Source organism: Pseudomonas sp. GW823-FHT02C05, from assembly GCF_058797595.1.
Genome location: NZ_JBXAJU010000003.1, coordinates 700,599 through 720,227, shown reverse-complemented (window position 1 = coordinate 720,227; position 19,629 = coordinate 700,599). Strand labels below are relative to the sequence as shown.

The window sequence follows — 19,629 nt, the reverse complement described above, 5'->3', positions numbered from 1 at the left end:
TCACCCTCTCTCGTCCTACAATTTGGCGGATATCCGCCTTGTTCCCTTCCTGAGGGCTGGCTAAGATCCGCCACTCAATGGACGGACCTGCCTGCATGCGCGAACGCACCATCGCCAGCCACTTTGCCCGTGCCGCCTTGGGCGGAGCACGCCGGCACGGCTATGACTACGCGCCCCTGCTGCATCAGTTGGGCATCAGCCCCGAACTGCTGAACCAACCCAAGGCCCGTATCGCCCCCGAGCAATTCACCCGTCTATTGCAGCAACTGTGGCTGGAGCTGGATGACGAGTACCTCGGGTTCGGCCATGGCCCCAGCAAGCGCGGGACCTTCGCCATGATGTGCCACGCGCTGATCCACTGCCGTACCTTGGAAAAAGCACTCAATCGCGGCTTATTATTTTATAGCCTGTTTCCGGAAGCCCCGCGTCTGAGTCTGACGCGTGAAGGAGAAATGGCCCGGCTGAGCCTGGATGATTCCGAGCTATGGGATCCCGAGCACTTTCTCAGCGAGAGCCTGCTGGTGATCTGGCATCGCCTCGGCAGTTGGTTGATCGGCCAGCGCATCCGCCTGGAGCAGGCCTGCTTCAGCTACCCCAAACCCGATCACGGCGCGGAATACGACCTGCTTTTCCCTTGCCCGCTGCAGTTCACCCGGGAGCGCAGCAGCCTGCTGTTCCACAGTCGCTACCTGGGCATGCCCCTGCTGCAGGACGAACGCACCCTCAAGCACTTTCTCGAACGCTCTCCCGCCGACCTGTTGTCGCGCCCGGATGAAGGCGACAGCCTCAGCAGCCAGCTGCGCCGCCTGCTCAGTCGCGACCGCGAGCACTGGCCCGACCTGGAAAGCGTCGCCCAGCACCTGCACGTCAGCCCGCAGACCCTGCGCCGGCATCTACGCGAAGAGGGTTCGAGCTTTCAGGAGCTGAAGGATGAGCTGCGCCGCGACATTGCCATCTACCACCTCGGCCGGGCCGACCTGTCATTGCAACAGATCGCCGAACAACTGGGTTTTTCCGAGCCCTCGGCCTTTCACCGGGCGTTCAAGAAATGGACCGGCCTGACCCCGGGCGCCTACCGCGCCCGGGAACAGTAGCCCCCTACAGGGCCGGAAAGTGAATCCGGAAGGCCGCCCCCCCCAGGGCCGAATCCCCCAGGGTCAGTTGCGCGCCGTAGCTCTCGATGATGTCCTTGACCACCGCCAGGCCGATGCCCTGCCCCGGGTGCTGGCGATCCAGGCGCTCACCGCGCCGCAGAATCCGCGCCCGCTGATCGGGTGGCACGCCGGGGCCGTCGTCTTCCACACACAACTCGGAGCCTTCCAGGGTCTCGCGCACGCTGATGCGCACTGAGCTCAGGCACAGGCGATAAGCGTTCTCCAACAGGTTGCCGAGCAACTCCAGCAAAGCGCCGTGCTCGATCGGCAGGTAGCAGCGTTCCGGCAAGTCGAAGGACACCCGTACCTGCTTGTCGCGATAGACCTTGTCCAGGGTGTCGCAGAGGCTTTGCAGCACCGGCCGCAGCCGCACCTGGTGGCGCACCAGGCCGCTCTTGCGCAGGCTGGCGCGCTGCAACTGGTAACTGATCTGCTGGCTCATGCGCTCGATCTGCGCCTGCAGCACCCAGGCCTGCTCACGATCCTGGGGCCGTTGCGCCATGTCCTCGCTCACGCCCTGCAACACCGTCAACGGGGTTTTCAGGCTGTGGGCCAGGTCATCCAGGGAGTCACGATAGCGGCTGCGCTGCTCACGCTCGCTTTGCAGCAGGCGGTTCAACGAGCCCGTCAGGCGCAACAGCTCGCGCGGGTGCTCCTCACTAAGGCTCTGGCGGGTGCCGCTTTCGATCTGGTCCAGCTCCTGGCTCAAGCGTCGCAAGGCTTGCAAACCCCAGGTCAGGCCGAGCCAGAGCAGTGCCAGGAGCACCAGCAAGGCCGCGCCGAACCCCAGGTAGAGGTTTTCCCGAACGCCTTCCAGGGTTTGCTGGTACTCACGCACCGGCTGCAGCGCGACGATACTGAAGGCCGCGCTCTTGCCCCCCAGCAGCTTGATCTCGACGTCGTAGACAAAGAACTCCTGGCCGTTGGCTTCGCGGATCCTGGCGAACTCATTGCCACGCCCGTCGTACCGCGGCCGGTAGTTGATGTTCTCTTCCTGGGTCGCCCGCGAGCGCCAGACCAGGTGCCCTTCGCGATCGTAGATGTAGCCCAGCAGGCGGCTGTCGGCGAGGTTGAAGCGCTCGTCGGGCAATTGCGCCGGCATCTGCAGGCGGTTGTTCTCGATCCGCGCCGCACTGATCAGGGTGGTGACATCAGAAGCCAGGCGCTGCTCGATAGAGTCCTGCAACGCCAGGCTGAACGCCCCCTGCATGGCTGGCAGCAGGGCCAGCATGAACAGCACCGCCAGGGTCGTGGCGGCCAGCATCAGGCGCAGGCGCAGCGATCGAATCATCGGCAACGCTCGTTGAACAGGTAGCCCAGGCCACGCACCGTATCGATCGGCTTGAAGCCCGACGGCCCCTCAAGCTTGCGCCGCAAGCGGCCCACCAGCACTTCGATGACATTCGGATCGCGCTCGTCGTCGTCCGGGTACAACTGCTCCATGAGCCGGTCCTTGGCCACCACTTGCTGATGGTGACGCATCAGGTATTCGAGAATCCGGTACTCATAGGCCGTCAGGGCCAGGGGCTGCTCATCCAGGGAGGCCTGCTTGCGATTCAGGTCCAGCAGCAGCGGGCCGGCAATGATGGTGGACTGGGTGAAGCCACTGGAGCGCCGCAGCAACGCATTCAGGCGCGCATCCAGCTCTTCGAACTGGAATGGCTTGACCACATAGTCGTCCGCACCGGCCGCCAGGCCCTCGACCTTGTCCTGCCAGTTGCCACGGGCCGTGAGGATGAGGATCGGGAACGTCTTGCCACGGTTGCGCAACTGGCGGATCAGGTCCAGCCCGCCCATGCCGGGCAGGCCCAGGTCGATCACCGCCAGATCGTGGTTGAACTGCTCGGTCTGATACAGCGCCTCCTCGGCGTTGGCCACGGACTCGACGACATGACCGCTGTCGGTGAGGCGGGTTTGCAAATGATGACGCAACAGCGCCTCATCTTCGACGACCAGCAACTTCATAACGCTCTCCCAGGCAAAATTCGACATCTCCAGGGGCGCCCCTGCGCCCTGATGATTAATGCGCCAACGCCGGACCGTGCCCAAGGCACGATCCGGCGCGGTCCAGGCCAGGCCGCTTATCAGAAAGCGTAGTTGGCCGACAGGTAGGTCTGGGCGCTGCTGGTAAGGCTCAGCGAACCCTGCTTGCTGCCACCGCGCTCGCTCATCTCGGTCCCGGCATTGCTGCGCAGGTAACGGTAGCCGAGCTCCACCGAGGTGTTCTGTGAAACCTGTTGCAGGACGCCTGCCTGTACGCCCACCGCGTAACCAATGTCGCTGTCACGGCTGAAGCCCGGAGACTCCTGAGTCAGCTTGGTCAGGCCAGCCGTGCCGCCGCCAAAGAGTTTGGTGCTGCTGGTCACCGGCAGGAACATATCGTAGCTGCCCAGCAGGTTCTGCTGGCGCAGTTTAATGCCGTTGTGGGAGCCAGACACATAATCGTAGGTAGCGTAGTAACGACCCTGGTCATTCTGTTGACCGGCGCGTATGCCCCAGGTGTTGTCCTTGCCGATCACGCCATCGGCGTTCGGATGGCCCAGGTTGCTGTTGAGCTGGCTGGACTTGTTGATCTTGTCGCTGGTCTGGCCGAAGGACAACCCAACGAAGTTGCTGTCAGCGGCTTGAGCGGCGGCGCTGGCGCCGAAGACGGTAAAGGCCAGGAACAGTTTTTTCAATGAAGTCATAGGAAGTTTCCTTTGCGCTATTGGCTTTTTGGGTACGGGGCTAGAGTAAACAGCCCGCCCTGAACTCCCCCTGAACACACCCTTAACCTCGCCTGAACCAGATCGACTAGGCTGTGCTGACACCTTTTCAACCGGAGTTCCCCTCATGCGCATGCTCGTCGCATTGGTCCTGTTAACCCTCGGCAGCCTCAGCCAGGCCGCCATCAAGACTCAGGAAATTCCCTATCGCAGCACCGACGGCACTCAGTTGATCGGCTACTACGCCTACGACGACGCCCTACAGGGCCCGCGCCCGGGCATCGTGGTGGTGCATGAATGGTGGGGCCTCAACGACTACGCCAAGCGCCGGGCCCGGGACCTTGCCGCCCTTGGCTACAGTGCCCTGGCCATCGACATGTACGGCCAGGGCAAGCACACCGAACACCCGGCGGACGCCATGGCCTTCATGCAGGCCGCGCTGAAGGACAGTGCCGCTGCCAGTGCACGTTTCAACGCCGGCCTTGAGCTGTTGAGACAGCAACCGCAGACCGATCCGCAGAAACTCGCCGCCATCGGCTACTGCTTTGGCGGCAAGATTGTCCTGGACGCCGCGCGCCAGGGCCTGCCCCTGGCCGGCGTGGTGAGTTTCCACGGTGCCCTGGCCACCGCCACACCGGCTACCCCCGGCAGCGTCAAGGCCAAGATTCTGGTGGAACATGGGGCCCAGGACAGCATGGTGACGGCGGACAACGTCACCACCTTCAAGGCGGAAATGGACAAGGCCGGCGCCGACTACCGCTTCGTCAGCCTGGAGGGAGCCAAGCATGGCTTCAGCAACCCCGATGCCGACCGCCTGAGCCATGGTGAACACGGCGGGCCGGACATCGGCTACAACAAGGCCGCCGATGAGCGTTCCTGGGCCGACATGCAGGCATTCTTCAAAAAACTGTTTGGCTAGCCGCCGTACCTGGGTTGCCGTCAGTGCGCTGCGGCAGCCCTTTGCGCTTCACCCGACTACCCTCAAACGCAGCAACCCGGCACACTAGCGGCCATGAATGCTCTCCCCCCCCTCCCCGCTTGCTGCACCCCTCTGGACGCTGCCTGGCCGCTGCCGAACGTCCTGCCCCAAGCCCTCTGGCTAAGTACCCGGTTCGATCCCGGGCAACTTGCCGCGGATGATTTTCAGCGCAGCGGCATTGAGGCACCGCCGAGCATCCAGCGTTCGGTGGCCAAGCGTCAGGCCGAATTTCTCGCTGGACGCCTGTGTGCCCGAGCCGCCTTGCAGCAACTGCAACGACTGGACTGGATACCGCCCATTGGCGATGACCGAGCGCCGATCTGGCCCGAACACATCTGCGGTTCGATCACCCACAGCAGCGGACGCGCCGCGGCCATCGTCGCCGACAAGCAACACTGGCGTGGCCTAGGAATGGACCTGGAGCACCTGCTCAGTGCAGAACGTGCGGCCAAACTGGCTGAGCAGATCCTGACCCCGGCCGAACTGCAGCGCCGCGACCAGTTGCCGGCCGAGCTGCATGCACTGGCGGTAACCCTGACCTTCTCGATCAAGGAAAGCCTGTTCAAGGCCCTGTACCCGCTGGTGCACAAACGCTTCTATTTCGAACACGCCGAAGTCCTGGAATGGTCTGCCGAAGGGCCGGTGCGGATGCGCCTGCTGACCGATCTGTCCGAGGAATGGCAGCACGGCCGCGAACTGCAAGGGCAGTTCGCCGTGCAAGACGATCATCTGCTGAGCCTGGTGGCCATCAAGGCCTGAACCGGGGCCGCCCTCAGCGGGGTTCCTGATGCCGTGGCCAGCTCAGGCTGAAGCAGGCACCGCCCAGGTTCTTGCTCTTGCTGATCAGGGCGCGGCCCTCGTGCCAATGGATGATCCGCCGCACAATCGACAGCCCCAGCCCATGCCCGCCGGAAGCCCGGGTGCGACTGTCATCCAGGCGCAGGAATGGGGTGAAGATCTTTTCCCAGGCATGTTCCGGTACGCCGGGACCGTCATCTTCCACATCCACCCGGCAGCGCAACTGCCCTACCTGATAGCTGACCGTCACCTGGGACTCGGCATGACGCATGGCGTTGCCCACCAGGTTCTGCAAGGCCCGGTGCAGGTAGCGCGGCTCGGCCTCGACCCACGCACCGTCACACTCGGCGGCAGACAGGCACAGGCCACGCCGGACCTTGAGATTGGCCCGCAACGGCGCCAGTTCGCTGATCACCTGGTTGATCAGCGCATCCAGGTCGATACGCTGGAAATTCAGGGCCGGCGAGCCCTGCTCCAGACGGGCGTAGGTCAGCATTTCGTCCACCAGCCGGTCGAGGTCCTGAATGTCGTTGTCCATGCCGTCCAGGTACTTCTGCCGGGCCTGATCGGTGCTCGCCGAAGCAATCATCTCCAGGCCGAAACGCAGCCGCGCCACGGGTGTGCGCAACTCATGGGACACCGCACGTACCAGCTCGCGCTGAATCGCCAGCAGGCGCTGCAAGTGCTCGGCCATGCCATTGAAGGCCGCCGCCAGGCGCCCCACCGAGTCCGCGCCACGGGCCGGCACGCGGGTCTCCAGGCTGCCCTTGGCGATGCGCGTGGCCGCCGACTCCAGGCCGCTGAGGCGCCGCTCCAGCTGGCGCACCAATAGATAGACGATCAGGCCGATCAGGCTCAGGCCCAGCACGGCAATCAGCACCAGCCATTGCGGCGGATAGGGATTCATCTGATACAGCGGGCCGATCTCCAGCACCCAGGGCGTGCCCACCAGGCCGGCGAAGACCCGGATCGAATCGCCACCCTTGCCCAGGGCCATCACCGTGTCGCCCTCCGCCACCCGGCGCCGCTGATCCTCGTCCATGTCGGCGGCGTCCAGAGTCGACAACTGCATATCGAAGCCGAACCCCTTGGCTTCCTTGAGTGCAGCCAGGCGCTGGGGTTGCTCTGCCACCGGATAACGCACCAGCTCATCCGCCAGCAGGTAGATAGTGGCCCGGGCCAACTGCTCGCTGATCTGCTGGACCTCGGCACTGAGCAGCAGCTGTTCCTTCTCGCTGACCAGGCGATAGACCCGGGCGGCGAAGGGGCCGGTCTGCTCCACCAGCGCCTGGCCGCGCAGCACCCGACCGCGCTGGCTACTGTCCAGGTCGGTCTGGCTGAAGGTCTTGAGACTCAGGGGAATGCCCAGCAAGCGCTCCCACACCGCCAGCGCCCGGCGACGCTCGATCTCGCTCATCGGCTGCAGGTTGTCCGCCATCAGCGAAAAAGTGCCGTGGGCCAGCCGCTCGCGGTACTGCTCGCTGCGCACCTGGTTCAACAGATGCAGGGCCAGGACCCCAAGCAACGCCACGAGGATCAGCGCGGCGCACATACCGCCGTAGATCCGCAGGAAGATCGAGTTCACGAGCGCATGTCGGCGGCGGCTTCGGGGACGAACAGGTAACCCTTGCTGCGAATGGTCTTGATCAGCCGCGGGTGCTCCGGGTCGTCACCGATCTTCGGGCGGATGCGCGAGATCCGTACATCGATGGAGCGGTCCTGGCCGTCATAGCCGATGCCGCGCAGGGCGGTGAAGATTTCTTCCCGGGACAGGATCCGCCCGGCATTGGCCACCAGCAGCCACAGCAGGTCGAACTCGGCACTGGTCAATTCGATCCCGGCATCGCTCAGCCAGGCCTCGCGCAGGGCATTGTCCACCACCAGCGGGCCGAACTGCAGGCGGCGGGTTTTCTCCACCGCCGGCTCCGGCGCTTCGCTACGGCGCAGCAGGGCCTGGATGCGCGCCAGCAGCAACCGCGGGCGCACCGGCTTGCAGACATAGTCGTCGGCACCCAGGTCCAGGCCCATGATCTGGTCCATGTCATCGGTACGGGCGGTGAGCATGAGGATCACTCCGTCATAACGATCCCGAACCTTGCGGCAGATGCTCAGGCCGTCTTCACCGGGCAGCATCAGGTCGAGGATCACCAGATCCGGCTGCTCGGCAATGATCCTGGCCGCGGCCCGGGCACCGTTGCCCTCGATCGCCACCTGCAGGCCATTGCTTTCGAGATATTCACGGGTCAACTCAGCCAGACGCTGGTCATCCTCGACAATCAGTACCTGCCAGGCTTCCTGTTCCACGCACGACCTCTTCTTGTTCTATTGCCAGTCCACCTTGAGCAGTAAAGCCCCCCGTCTTTCTGTCATGAAAAAGGCGGATAACACGCTCTGGGAAAGGTGGCTGGTTTGCCATGGGAAAGGCCGGGAAACCCCAGCCGATCGCTGCCGATTGTAGCAACCGGCACAGGCGCCGACACAAGCGGCTAAAACGACTCGGTCAGGGCGTTTTTTTGTGATAGGGTTCGCGCCCGCAAAAATCCGCCCAAGGCAATTTTCGACGGTAAAAAACAGTGACAAACGGTTCCATCCACTGGGACTGCGGGCTGCGTGAGTTTTACCCAGTCCATACACAATTTACGCACAACCTTATCCACAGGCAGTACGTTGCAATCAGTCCCCCAAACGCATTATCTTGTAGCCCGGCGGCTAAAAATCCCTATATCTAGGGTTTTGCGCAAAAAACCAAACACAATTCAGCCAAGAAACTCAAGCCCTTTTCTTGCCCCGTTTGGTGGAACCAATCGCTGTTTCAGAAGACCAAGACCGCGCGTGCGGATGGCATCGTTTTCCACCCTGTCCAGGAGAAAGCGGTACGGGTGTTGCAGCAACAAGACTGTCACCCACCAGGAATAAGGTGCCGAGCCCCGGCTCGGCACCCATGACTTCGGCATGGAAGCGGCGCCTATAGCCCCCTTCCTGAACTGTCCCGAAGTCGTTATGCCCGGCCTCTGCCGGCTGTAGTGCTTCAGGACGGAACGGTGGGCACCCAAACGGTGCCCAAACAAACATAGAGAACGTGGAGACACCCATGCAAACCGACACAACTCGCGAGAACTCGCAGGCCAATGCGCCGCAGGCCGCCGATTCCACTCAGGATCTGTCTGCTACCGCACCTGGCCAATTGCGCGTGATCAAGCGTAACGGCACTGTCGTTCCTTATACCGATGACAAGATCACCGTCGCGATCACCAAAGCGTTCCTCGCAGTTGAAGGCGGCACCGCCGCTGCCTCGTCGCGAATCCACGACACCGTGGCGCGCCTGACCGAACAGGTCACCGCAACCTTCAAGCGTCGCATGCCTTCGGGCGGCACCATCCACATCGAAGAGATCCAGGACCAGGTCGAACTGGCCCTGATGCGCGCCGGCGAGCAGAAAGTCGCCCGCGACTACGTGATCTACCGTGACTCCCGCGCCAAGGAACGGGCTACCCGCTCCACCAGCGAAGAGCCGGTACAAGCCCACCCTTCGATCCGCATCACCCGCACCGATGGCAGCTTCGCGCCCCTGGACATGGGCCGCCTGAACACCATCGTCAGCGAAGCCTGCGAAGGCCTGGAAGAAGTCGACGGCGACCTGATCCAGCGCGAAACCCTGAAGAACCTCTACGACGGCGTGGCACTCAAAGACGTCAACACCGCCCTGGTGATGACCGCCCGCACCCTGGTCGAGCGCGAGCCGAACTACTCGTTCGTGACTGCCCGCCTGCTGATGGACACCCTGCGTGCCGAAGGCCTGGGCTTCCTCGAAGTAGCCGAAAGCGCCACCCACCACGAAATGGCCGAGCTGTACGCCAAGGCGCTGCCGGCCTACGTCGCCAAGGGTATCGAGTTCGAATTGCTGAACCCGGTACTGGCTGAGTTCGATCTGGAAAAACTCGGCAAGGCGATCAACCACGAGCGCGACCAGCAGTTCACCTACCTGGGCCTGCAGACCCTGTACGACCGCTACTTCATCCACAAGGATGGCGTGCGTTTCGAACTGCCACAGATCTTCTTCATGCGCGTGGCCATGGGCCTGGCAATCGAAGAGAAACAGCGTGAAGACCGCGCCATCGAGTTCTACAACCTGTTGTCGTCCTTCGACTACATGGCTTCGACCCCGACCCTGTTCAACGCCGGCACCCTGCGTCCACAGCTGTCGAGCTGCTACCTGACCACCGTTCCGGACGACCTGTCGGGCATCTACGGCGCCATCCACGACAACGCCATGCTGTCGAAATTCGCCGGCGGCCTGGGCAACGACTGGACTCCGGTACGCGCACTGGGCTCCTATATCAAGGGCACCAATGGCAAATCCCAGGGCGTCGTGCCTTTCCTGAAAGTGGTCAATGACACCGCGGTGGCCGTGAACCAGGGTGGCAAGCGCAAGGGCGCTGTCTGTGCCTACCTGGAAACCTGGCACATGGACATCGAAGAGTTCATCGAGCTGCGCAAGAACACCGGTGATGACCGCCGTCGTACCCACGACATGAACACCGCCAACTGGATCCCCGACCTGTTCATGAAGCGCGTCTTCGACGACGGCAAGTGGACCCTGTTCTCGCCATCGGAAGTGCCTGATCTGCACGACCTGACCGGCAAGGCCTTCGAAGAGCGCTACGAGTACTACGAAGCCCTGACCGAGTACAACAAGATCAAGCTGTTCAAGACCGTCCAGGCCAAAGACCTGTGGCGCAAGATGCTGTCCATGCTCTTCGAGACCGGCCACCCATGGCTGACCTTCAAGGACCCGTGCAACCTGCGCAGCCCGCAGCAGCACGTGGGCGTGGTCCACAGCTCGAACCTGTGCACCGAGATCACCCTGAACACCAACAAGGACGAGATCGCAGTCTGCAACCTGGGCTCGATCAACCTGCCGAACCACATCGTCGACGGCAAGCTGGATACCGCCAAGCTGCAACGCACCGTGAACACTGCCGTGCGCATGCTCGACAACGTGATCGACATCAACTACTACTCGGTGCCGCAAGCGAAGAACTCCAACTTCAAGCACCGTCCGGTCGGCCTGGGCATCATGGGCTTCCAGGATGCGCTGTACCTGCAGCACATCGCCTACGGTTCCGACGCAGCCGTCGAGTTCGCCGACAAGTCCATGGAAGCGGTCAGCTACTACGCAATCCAAGCTTCCTGCGACCTGGCCGACGAGCGCGGCGCCTACGAGACCTTCCAGGGTTCGCTGTGGTCCAAGGGCATCCTGCCGCTGGATTCGCAACAGATCCTGATCGAAGCCCGTGGCCAGAAGTACATCGATGTGGACCTCAACGAATCCCTGGACTGGGCACCGGTTCGCGCCCGTGTACAGAAAGGCATTCGTAACTCCAACATCATGGCCATCGCACCGACCGCCACCATCGCCAACATCACCGGCGTGTCGCAGTCGATCGAACCGACCTATCAGAACCTCTATGTGAAATCCAACCTGTCGGGCGAATTCACCGTGATCAACCCGTACCTGGTTCGCGACCTGAAGGCTCGCGGTCTGTGGGACTCGGTCATGATCAACGACCTGAAGTACTACGACGGTTCGGTACAGCAGATCGAGCGCATCCCGCAGGAGCTCAAGGAGCTCTACGCGACTGCCTTCGAAGTGGAAACCAAGTGGATCGTCGACGCCGCCAGCCGTCGCCAGAAGTGGATCGACCAGGCTCAGTCGCTGAACCTGTACATCGCCGGCGCTTCGGGCAAGAAGCTGGACGTGACCTACCGCATGGCTTGGTACCGTGGCCTGAAAACCACCTACTACCTCCGCGCCCTGGCCGCCACCAGCACCGAGAAGTCCACCATCAACACCGGCAAGCTGAACGCTGTTTCCAGCGGCGGCAACCACGGTGACGACTCGGTCCTCGCGGCTCCAGCCGGCCCAGCTCCTGTACCTAAGGCTTGCGCCATCGACGAGCCGGATTGCGAAGCTTGCCAATAAGCTGAGCCGACAGGTGCCTGCGGGCACCTGCCCCAACCCCCGATAGACCTCCGGTTTATCGGGGGTTTTCTTTTGCCCGCAACAAAGCTGCAGGAGCCTGCTTGCCAGCGAAGAGGCCCGAAGCCTTGCACTGCACCGAGAGCGCCTTCGCTGGCAAGCCAGCCCCTGCGGCAGCGGTTCTTGCAGAGCGAACAGCACTATCGAACAGGCACAAAAAAGCCCCTCGAGGAGGGGCTTTTCGTAAAGCGTTTCAGCCAACCAGCATCAGGTCATCTGGATGATGGTCTGCATGATGGTGCTCTGGGTGGAGATGGTCTTGGCGTTCGCCTGATAGTTGCTCTGGGCCTTGATCAGGTTTACCAGTTCGTTGGTCAGGTTGACGTTGGACTCTTCCAGGGAGTTGGACTGAATCGCCCCCAGGGTGCCAGTCTTCGGCGCGTCATAACCTGGAATACCGGACGAGTAGGTCTCTTTCCACTGAGTGCCGCCTACCGGCTGCAGGCCCTGCTCGTTGGTGAAGCTGGCCAGGGAGATCTGACCGATCGGCTTGGTCTGCTCGTTGCTGAAGTTGGCCAGCATCACACCGGTGCCATCGATGGTCAGGCTGCTGATCTGGCCAGTGGAGTAGCCGTTCTGCGCGATCACCGAGCGGGTGCTTTCGCCAAACACCGAACCGGTTTTGGTCATGTCGATGCTGACACCGTTAGGTGCAGGCTTGGCGCCATTGGGAGTGAACACGCCGTTAGTGACGGTACCCGGGGTCCAGGCCGCAGCCGACATGACAATGCTGTTACCGGTAATGGTATACGGCGTGGTCCCAGGCGCAGCTGGCGGGGTCATGCTGCTGAGCTTGCCCGACGAGTCGAACTTCATGGTGATCGGCGACTGGTTGGCCATGGTGAATGCAGTACCGTCCGGGTTGCGACCATCAATCAGCGTGTAGGTTTGCCACTCATTGGCGTTCGGCGTCTTGATCATGTACTGATCCATGACGTGCTTGTTGCCCTGGGTGTCATACACAGGCGTGCTGAACTGCTTGGTGTAGGTGGTGTTGTCGGTCGGATTGAACACATACGCCGGAGTGGTCGCACCCACATCGATCGGCGTCGAATCGGAGTTCAGGTTGATCGTCGAGGAGATCGAGTCGGTTGGCTTTGGCGCCAGGTTCGAAGTATCGATCCGCAGGTCGGTCAGCACACCGTTGATGATCTTGCCGTTGGCATCGACCGCATAACCTTGCAGGCGGGCAGTGCCGTCACTGTTGGTGATGTAGCCTTCCTTGTCGGTCTTGAAGGTACCGGCACGGGTGTAGGTCAGGGAGCCGTTGGTACTCAGCACGAAGAAGCCCTGGCCCTGGATGCCCATGTCCAGCACATTACCGGTGTTGTTGATATCACCGTTGGTGAACTGCTGGGAAACGTTGGCCAGGCGCACACCGTTACCAATCACCTGGGTACCGCTGCCCAGCTTGGTGGCCGAATAGACGTCGGCGAATTCCGCACGGGAGGATTTGAAGCCGGTGGTAGCGACGTTGGCGATGTTGTTGCCGGTAACGTCCAGCTGTTTGTTGGCAGCGTAGAGACCGCTAAGGCCGATATTGAAAGACATATTCCACTCCTTGTGCCGGTTAGTCGGCTCTAGATACCAATGGTTTGTACTTTGGACAGGGCAATCGGGCTGCTCATGCCGGCGAGGTTCAACATCAACTCGCCGCCGGTCTGGCTGATGGTCACGCTATTGACCGTGGCCGGCAGGTAGGTGATCAGATCAGTGCCCTTGCCATCGATGGTGGTGCTGGCCTTGAAGGTGTAGTTGCCCGGATCCGCCTTGGTGCCGTCAGTCTTGGTGCCATCCCAGACAAAGCTGGCGTTGCCGGCCTTCTGGCTGCCCATGTCGATGGTCTTGACGGTATTGCCGTCCTTGTCGGTGACGGTCACGGTGACCGAGTTCACGCTGGATGGCACGGTGACCGAGCCGGTCATGCTCTTGCTGGTGTCGACCTGGGTGGTACCGGTCTGCACGATGACCGAGCGCCCCACCAGGGACGAAGCCTGCAAGGCCTGGGAAGACTTGTAGTTACCCGTGATCGCATTCACCGAGGAGTTGAGGGTGGTGATGCCTTCCAGGGTGGAGAACTGCGCCAACTGGGCAACGAACGCACTGTTGTCCTGCGGATCCAGCGGGTTCTGGTTGTTCAGCTGGGTTACCAGCAGCTTGAGGAATGCGTCCTTGCCCAGGCTCTGTTTGCCGGTGGCGCTGTTGGTCGCCGCGGCCAGGCCGTCGGCACTGGTATTGCTCGTCGTTTTCGACGAATTCGCCAGGATATCCTTGAGGGATGGGGCGTTGGTGGTATCAGTAACGCTCATGGTCTTCGCCCCTTATCACTGACCCAGGGTCAGGACCTTCTGCATCATGGTTTTAGCGGTGTTCATCATTTCAGCGTTGGTCTGGAACGAACGGCTGGCAGAAATCATGTCGGCCATTTCTTCCACCACGTTGACGTTGGGGTAGTAGACATAACCCTTGGCATCAGCGGCGGGATGGTTCGGCTCGTAACGAGCTTCGAGGTTGCTCTGGTCTTCGACCACACCCAGTACCTGCACGCCCTGGCCGGCAGCGTCCTGGTTCTGGAACAGCGAGTCGCTGCCGCCGCTTTGCGCCCCCTGGAACATGGTGGCAAACACCGGGTGACGAGCGCGGTAGGTCTGGTCGATGCTCGACGAGACGCTCTCGGCGTTGGCGATGTTACTGGCGACGGTGTTCAGACGGGTGGTCTGGGCGCTCATGCCACTACCGGCAATATTGAAAACACTGGCGAGGGACATGGATTACTCTCCGCGCAGGGCTGCTACCAGCCCTTTGAATTTGCTGTTGAGCAGCGTGAAGCTGGCCTGGAAATCCACCGAGTTCTGCGCGTAGCTCGATTGCTCCAGCTGGGCGTCCACGGTGTTCTGGTCGATCGAAGGTTGCATCGGGGTGCGATACAGCAGCGATTCATCACCACTGCTCAAGCCCTGGGCTTCGATATGCCGGTTGTTGGTCATGTTCAACGCGAAGGTACCGTTCTGGGCCTTCTGATTCTGCTCGGCAAGCACGGCAGAGAAGTCCAGGTCCCGAGCCTTGTAGTTCGGGGTATCGGCGTTGGCGATGTTGTTGGCCAGAACTTCGGCACGCTTGGCGCGAAAGCCAAGGGCCTGTTCATGGATACCGAGCGCTTTATCGAAGCTGATGCTCATGGCGGAAACCTTTGGGTGACCTGATTTTTCGTAACTCGGATATAGCAAGCTGCGTGCCAAGTCTTCAAACCCCGTATTTCAGGGGTTTGCCGGCGACGGCAAGGCGGCAATGCCAGAAAAGCGGCAATGGATTTCCGCGAAACACCGGCAAAGCGGCAACCACCCTGCCGCTTTCAGCCGGCGCGCCAGATAATTGCAGGCACAAAAAAGGAGGCCCAATGGCCTCCTTTTTCGGTACGACGATCTGCTGGCTACTTGGCCTGGTAGATGATGCCCGGACTGCATTGCACCATCTGATAATGATCCGGCAGCCCATTGAGGGCTTCGGAAGCCCCCAGGAACAGGTAGCCGCCAGGCTTCAGGGTGCTGTGAATGCGCATCAGGATGTCCTTCTTGACCTCCGCCGAGAAGTAGATCAACACATTGCGACAGAACACGATGTCGAACTTGCCCAGACTGGCGTAGCTGTCCAGCAGGTTGAACGAGCGAAACTCCACCCGGCTCTTGATCGGCGCCTTGACCACCCAGCGCCCCGGCCCCTTGGGGTCGAAGTAACGCTGCAGGCGCTCGGCCGACAGGCCACGACCAATTGCCAGGCTGTCATATTCACCGGTCTTGCAGTTGTTGAGCATGGTCCCGGATAGATCAGTGGCAACGATCTGCACCCCCATCTTCAACTGCCCCATGTTGCTACGCTCGAACTCATCGATGGACATCGACAGCGAGTAGGGCTCCTGCCCCGACGAACAGGCCGCCGACCAGATGCGCAAGCGCTGGTTGGGACTGGCCTTGATGGCTTCGGGAAGCACCTTGTTCTTCAACACCTCGAATGGGTAGGTGTCGCGAAACCACAAGGTTTCGTTGGTCGTCATGGCATCCACGACCATCTCGCGCAAACCACTGCGGGGCTGGGTCTGAATCCGCTGGACCAGCTCACCCAAGGTTTTTATCCCTTGCTGCTCCATCAGTTTGTTGAGACGGCTCGAGACTAGATATTGCTTATTTTCCCCGAGCAAAATACCACAGGCTTTTTCCAGGAAGACCCGGAACTGTTCAAAATCCAAATTACCCGTAGACAATGCTGCCGCCTCTTAAATCTTATGTCCGCCAGGGCGAGTGCCCTTAGCTGTGATCTGCTGCTTTGATCCGGTCGACTACCCGGGATGCCAGGTCATCAGGGCGGAACTTGGCAAGGAAGTCATCGGCACCGACCTTCTTCACCATCGCCTGATTGAACACCCCTGACAACGAAGTATGCAGGATGATATGCAGCTTTTGCATGCGTGGATCATTACGTATCTCGGCCGTGAGGGTGTAACCGTCCATTTCGGGCATCTCGATGTCGGAAATCATCATGAGGAATTCCTCTTCCGGCTTCTTGCCCTCGTCCACCAGTTTGCGCAAGTAATCCAGCGCTTGCCGGCCATCATTCAATGCCACTACCTCGACACCTACGGTTTGCAGGCAACGGGTGACCTGCTTGCGTGCCACCGACGAGTCATCGACGGTCAGCACCCGCAGGGAAACAGCCTTGTGCTGGGTTTCGACATCCACCACTCCTGCCGAGATCGCCTCCGAGGTCGGCGCGACTTCCGCCAGGATCTTCTCCACGTCGATGATTTCCACCAACTGGTTGTCCACCCGAGTGACCGCCGTCAGGTAGTGATCGCGTCCGGTCCCCTTGGGCGGCGGATGGATCTCTTCCCAGTTCATGTTGACGATGCGCTCCACCGAGCGCACCAGGAAACCCTGGGTCTTGGTGTTGTACTCAGTGATGATGACGAACGGATTGCTCTGGTCCTGCAGGCCACCAGAACCCGTAGCCATTGCCAGATCCAGGATCGGAATGGTTGCCCCTCGTATATTCGCGACACCGCACACCACAGGACTGGATTTGGGCATCAGGGTCAGCTTAGGGCATTGCAGCACCTCGCGAACCTTGAATACGTTGATCCCGTAGAGCTGCCCACCGTCCAGACGGAACAGCAACAACTCTAGTCGATTCTGCCCAACCAATTGCGTGCGCTGGTTCACCGAATCCATTACACCAGCCATGCCCAGACTCCCCAAAGCTTTAAGATCCGACGCACGCTCATTGCTAAACGGCACGGCGCTTGCTTTTTAACTGTTATGAACGCCAAAACGACATTTTTCCGACGCCTGACATCCCGCTACCGCACTTTGCTGTGCGGGCTGTCGGCTTTGTGCATTTTAAACCCCGGCAACCCTGCCGTTGCTGATTCGGTCACCCTGCCTGATCTTCTTATCGGCGTCACTCAAGGGTTTCTTGAATTCACGGTAGAAGACTACCTGGCCACCAGTCAAACGGAAGGTCGCTATGAAATCCAGGTCAACCAGCTGGACCCGCGCATGCGCATGCCCAATTGCGACAAGGAATTGACAGCCAACCTGGAAAGCCCGGCCCAACCGCTGGGGCGGGTCACCGTCAAAGTGCGCTGCGAAGGCGCCTCGCCATGGACGGTATTCGTGCCGGCGCAGGTCAAGCTGTTTCGCGAGGTGGTCACCACTGCACGCCCGCTCAAGCGCGCCGGCATCATCGAACCGGAAGACGTGGTGCTGCGCGAACGGGACATCAGCCAGAACAATCAGGGCTACCTCACCTCAGTGGACCAAGCCATTGGTCAGAAACTTGTCCGACCAATGGTCGCCGACCAGCTCGTTACCCTGGCCCATCTGGAGCAGGCGGAAGTCGTGCGCAAGGGCGATCAAGTGGTGATATCGGCACGCAGCGGCACGTTGAATGTACGGATGCCGGGCGAGGCGCTGTCCAACGGCGGCATGAGCGAACAGATCCGGGTCAAGAATCTCAATTCGCAACGAGTGATCAAGGCCCGCATCACGGCGCCAGGGCAAGTGGAAGTGGCCATGTAGATAGCTGGCGCTCAAGCCGTGCGTTCCCTAAACTGTGGCCGATAAAGGGTCGCAGATACCTGACCTGGTTTGTCGACAATCGAGCCTAAAGTTTTTCAGGGTATGGCCGAAAACATGGCAAGCGTCCAAATACCCAGAGGTTTACTTCATCATGGTCATCGACTTCAGCCGTTTAAACAGCTCCCCTTCACTGACAGGCAGTACGCGTACCAGCACCAGCAAGGAAACCGGTGATGCCGGCAAATCCACGCCGCTGACAACCGCCGCCGAGACCAGCAAAAGCGGGGAATCGGTACACCTGAGCAATGAGGCTCAACAGTTGCAGAAAGTCACTGACAAGCTGCGTGATCAGCCTGCCGTCGACAAAGCCCGGGTGGCCGAGTTGAAGCAAGCGATTGCCGATGGCAGCTATAAGGTCGACAGCAACCGCGTAGCCAGCAAACTGCTTAACTTCGAAGCCCAGCGCTAGCCCCAGGCTTGCGCCAGGCTTTTGGACGCTTAATCCCCAAGGCCAGCCATGCACGACACCAACCTACTGCAATTGATCAACGATGACCTTGCTCCAGCGCAACACTTGCTGGAGCTGCTACGCGCCGAGTCTATCGCCCTCCACGGCCGCGACATGCCGCTGCTGGAAGATATCCTGGCGCAGAAGCAAGCCTTGGTCATCTTGCTGGAACAGCATGGCCGTAAGCGCACGCAAATTCTTGCCAGCCTGAACCTGCCGACCAACCGCGAGGGGCTCGAGCAACTGGCCAGCCACTCCAGCCTGGGCGCGCAATTGCTCGAACAGAGCAATGTCCTGACCCAATTGCTTGCCGAGTGCCAAGCTGCCAACGAGCTCAATGGTCGCTCGATCCAGATCCAACAGGCCACCACCGCCAACCAGCTGAAAATCCTCAATGGTGGCGAACCTCCTGCCCTATACGACGCCCGCGGCTCTACCTCAATGCTTGCGAAGCCACGCCCACTCAGTCAGGCTTAAACCCAAAAAATGAGCGCGCGCTACCAAGCCGTGAAACATGCTGGCAAAATGCTGGCTCCTGCGTGTAGTTGTATTTTGTCTGGAGATTGATGAACCGTGTTCAACGCCTCAAATGCGGAAGATACTCCGCAGCCACCCAAGGTGCTCACCACTGCGTTGGAGATCTCTTCCAACCTGCGGTTGCTGCAAGAGAGCCATGACCCGCTGATCATCACTTTCCACGAGCGTAGCCAGCGCTTCCAAAGCTATCTGGTGGAAGTGGACCGCGATAGCAACATGATCGCCCTCGACGAAATGATCCCCCGCGACGGTGAACGCTTCCTGCTCGCAGGCGAACCGTTTCGCGTTGAAGGCTTTCATGAAGGCGTACGCATCGCCTGGGAAAGCAACGGCTTGCCCACCCTCGACGAATCCAACGGCGGCCGCTGCTACCGCACCACCCTGCCGGACGAAGTGGTCTACCACCAGCGCCGCAACGCCTTTCGTGCCGCCCTGAAGCTGGCACAACTGGTAGACATCGAACTGAGCGGCGAAAAACTCAAGTCGCCCCTCAGCGGCAAGCTGCTGGACATTTCCGCCACCGGCTGCAAATTGCGTTTCGACGGCGATATTTCCTCACGCCTGCAACTGGGCCAGGTTTACGAGCGCTTTATCGCCGCCCTGCCCTTCGGCAGCATGACGGCCCCGGTGGAACTGCGTTACCTGCACCACGAAGAACGCATCGACACCACCTTTGCCGGCGTACGCTTCCACAACATGAGCGGCCTGGTACAGCGCCAGGTCGAACGCTTCGTCTATCAACTGCAGCGTGAAGCGCGGCGCTTCGATAAAGACGACCTCTGACTCAAAGGCATCAATGAAAACGGGCACTGCCTTGCGGCAACTGCCCGTTTTTTT

19 protein-coding genes are annotated in these 19,629 nt (G+C 60.8%); 8 read left to right on the top strand and 11 right to left on the bottom strand.

What is annotated here, in order from left to right; all coding sequences use genetic code 11:
* Positions 1-95: 95 nt before the first annotated feature.
* On the top strand, positions 96-1,094 hold the full coding sequence (locus tag AC1RGE_RS19715; RefSeq protein WP_019094597.1) for an AraC family transcriptional regulator: 999 nt from the start codon (positions 96-98) through the stop codon (positions 1,092-1,094).
* A 4-nt stretch (positions 1,095-1,098) separates the two neighbouring features.
* Here AC1RGE_RS19715 and AC1RGE_RS19710 read toward each other — a convergent pair whose 3' ends face one another.
* The 3 genes from AC1RGE_RS19710 to AC1RGE_RS19700 form a co-directional block, all read right to left on the bottom strand.
* Positions 1,099-2,445, bottom strand: coding sequence for an ATP-binding protein (locus tag AC1RGE_RS19710; RefSeq protein WP_401020420.1), 1,347 nt, complete (start codon positions 2,443-2,445; stop codon positions 1,099-1,101).
* Positions 2,442-3,119 carry a response regulator gene (locus tag AC1RGE_RS19705; protein ID WP_011062733.1) on the bottom strand — a complete coding sequence of 226 codons (678 nt, stop codon included), beginning with the start codon at positions 3,117-3,119 and terminating at the stop codon, positions 2,442-2,444. The genes AC1RGE_RS19710 and AC1RGE_RS19705 overlap by 4 nt, the downstream gene beginning before the upstream one ends.
* A gap of 119 nt (positions 3,120-3,238) precedes the next feature.
* Positions 3,239-3,841, bottom strand: coding sequence for an outer membrane beta-barrel protein (locus AC1RGE_RS19700; RefSeq protein WP_015636661.1), 603 nt, complete (start codon positions 3,839-3,841; stop codon positions 3,239-3,241).
* A gap of 145 nt (positions 3,842-3,986) precedes the next feature.
* Here AC1RGE_RS19700 and AC1RGE_RS19695 point away from each other — a divergent pair, with 145 nt between their 5' ends.
* A complete protein-coding gene (locus AC1RGE_RS19695; protein WP_053159795.1) occupies positions 3,987-4,778 on the top strand; it encodes a dienelactone hydrolase family protein in 792 nt (263 codons plus the stop codon).
* 93 nt (positions 4,779-4,871) lie between these two features.
* Positions 4,872-5,597: a 4'-phosphopantetheinyl transferase family protein gene (locus tag AC1RGE_RS19690; RefSeq protein WP_492584866.1), complete on the top strand. Its 726-nt coding sequence runs from the start codon at positions 4,872-4,874 to the stop codon at positions 5,595-5,597.
* A gap of 13 nt (positions 5,598-5,610) precedes the next feature.
* Here the strand turns inward: AC1RGE_RS19690 and AC1RGE_RS19685 are convergent, their stop codons facing one another.
* Entirely contained in the window at positions 5,611-7,221 is a 1,611-nt protein-coding gene (locus AC1RGE_RS19685) for an ATP-binding protein (RefSeq protein ID WP_011062737.1), read from the bottom strand.
* Complete coding sequence (locus AC1RGE_RS19680) at positions 7,218-7,940, bottom strand: response regulator (protein WP_011062738.1); 723 nt, start codon at positions 7,938-7,940, stop codon at positions 7,218-7,220. Before AC1RGE_RS19680 ends, AC1RGE_RS19685 begins: the two co-directional genes overlap by 4 nt.
* A gap of 787 nt (positions 7,941-8,727) precedes the next feature.
* On the opposite strand from AC1RGE_RS19680, the gene AC1RGE_RS19675 reads away from it, so the two are divergent.
* Complete coding sequence (locus AC1RGE_RS19675) at positions 8,728-11,619, top strand: ribonucleoside-diphosphate reductase subunit alpha (protein WP_011062739.1); 2,892 nt, start codon at positions 8,728-8,730, stop codon at positions 11,617-11,619.
* A gap of 264 nt (positions 11,620-11,883) precedes the next feature.
* Here the strand turns inward: AC1RGE_RS19675 and flgE are convergent, their stop codons facing one another.
* The 6 genes from flgE to AC1RGE_RS19645 all read right to left on the bottom strand — a co-directional run bounded on the left by flgE (position 11,884) and on the right by AC1RGE_RS19645 (position 16,910).
* A complete protein-coding gene (flgE, locus tag AC1RGE_RS19670) occupies positions 11,884-13,227 on the bottom strand; it encodes a flagellar hook protein FlgE (protein ID WP_011062740.1) in 1,344 nt (447 codons plus the stop codon).
* A 29-nt stretch (positions 13,228-13,256) separates the two neighbouring features.
* Positions 13,257-13,985 carry a flagellar hook assembly protein FlgD gene (flgD, locus tag AC1RGE_RS19665; protein ID WP_011062741.1) on the bottom strand — a complete coding sequence of 243 codons (729 nt, stop codon included), beginning with the start codon at positions 13,983-13,985 and terminating at the stop codon, positions 13,257-13,259.
* A gap of 15 nt (positions 13,986-14,000) precedes the next feature.
* A complete protein-coding gene (gene flgC, locus AC1RGE_RS19660; RefSeq protein ID WP_011062742.1) occupies positions 14,001-14,444 on the bottom strand; it encodes a flagellar basal body rod protein FlgC in 444 nt (147 codons plus the stop codon).
* Between the two features lie 3 nt (positions 14,445-14,447).
* On the bottom strand, positions 14,448-14,855 hold the full coding sequence (gene flgB / locus AC1RGE_RS19655; RefSeq protein ID WP_011062743.1) for a flagellar basal body rod protein FlgB: 408 nt from the start codon (positions 14,853-14,855) through the stop codon (positions 14,448-14,450).
* Between the two features lie 251 nt (positions 14,856-15,106).
* Entirely contained in the window at positions 15,107-15,934 is an 828-nt protein-coding gene (gene cheR / locus AC1RGE_RS19650) for a protein-glutamate O-methyltransferase CheR (RefSeq protein WP_011062744.1), read from the bottom strand.
* A gap of 43 nt (positions 15,935-15,977) precedes the next feature.
* The gene (locus AC1RGE_RS19645) at positions 15,978-16,910 is read right to left on the bottom strand and encodes a chemotaxis protein CheV (RefSeq protein ID WP_011062745.1); all 933 of its coding nucleotides are present in this window, start codon (positions 16,908-16,910) and stop codon (positions 15,978-15,980) included.
* 75 nt (positions 16,911-16,985) lie between these two features.
* Between AC1RGE_RS19645 and flgA the strand changes: the two genes are divergently transcribed.
* The 4 genes from flgA to AC1RGE_RS19625 all read left to right on the top strand — a co-directional run bounded on the left by flgA (position 16,986) and on the right by AC1RGE_RS19625 (position 19,575).
* Complete coding sequence (gene flgA / locus AC1RGE_RS19640; RefSeq protein WP_011062746.1) at positions 16,986-17,747, top strand: flagellar basal body P-ring formation chaperone FlgA; 762 nt, start codon at positions 16,986-16,988, stop codon at positions 17,745-17,747.
* Positions 17,748-17,898: 151 nt separating this feature from the next.
* Entirely contained in the window at positions 17,899-18,216 is a 318-nt protein-coding gene (flgM, locus tag AC1RGE_RS19635; protein ID WP_011062747.1) for a flagellar biosynthesis anti-sigma factor FlgM, read from the top strand.
* A 48-nt stretch (positions 18,217-18,264) separates the two neighbouring features.
* Positions 18,265-18,732 carry a flagella synthesis protein FlgN gene (locus tag AC1RGE_RS19630; protein WP_011062748.1) on the top strand — a complete coding sequence of 156 codons (468 nt, stop codon included), beginning with the start codon at positions 18,265-18,267 and terminating at the stop codon, positions 18,730-18,732.
* Positions 18,733-18,828: 96 nt separating this feature from the next.
* On the top strand, positions 18,829-19,575 hold the full coding sequence (locus AC1RGE_RS19625; RefSeq protein ID WP_011062749.1) for a flagellar brake protein: 747 nt from the start codon (positions 18,829-18,831) through the stop codon (positions 19,573-19,575).
* Positions 19,576-19,629 lie beyond the last annotated feature (54 nt).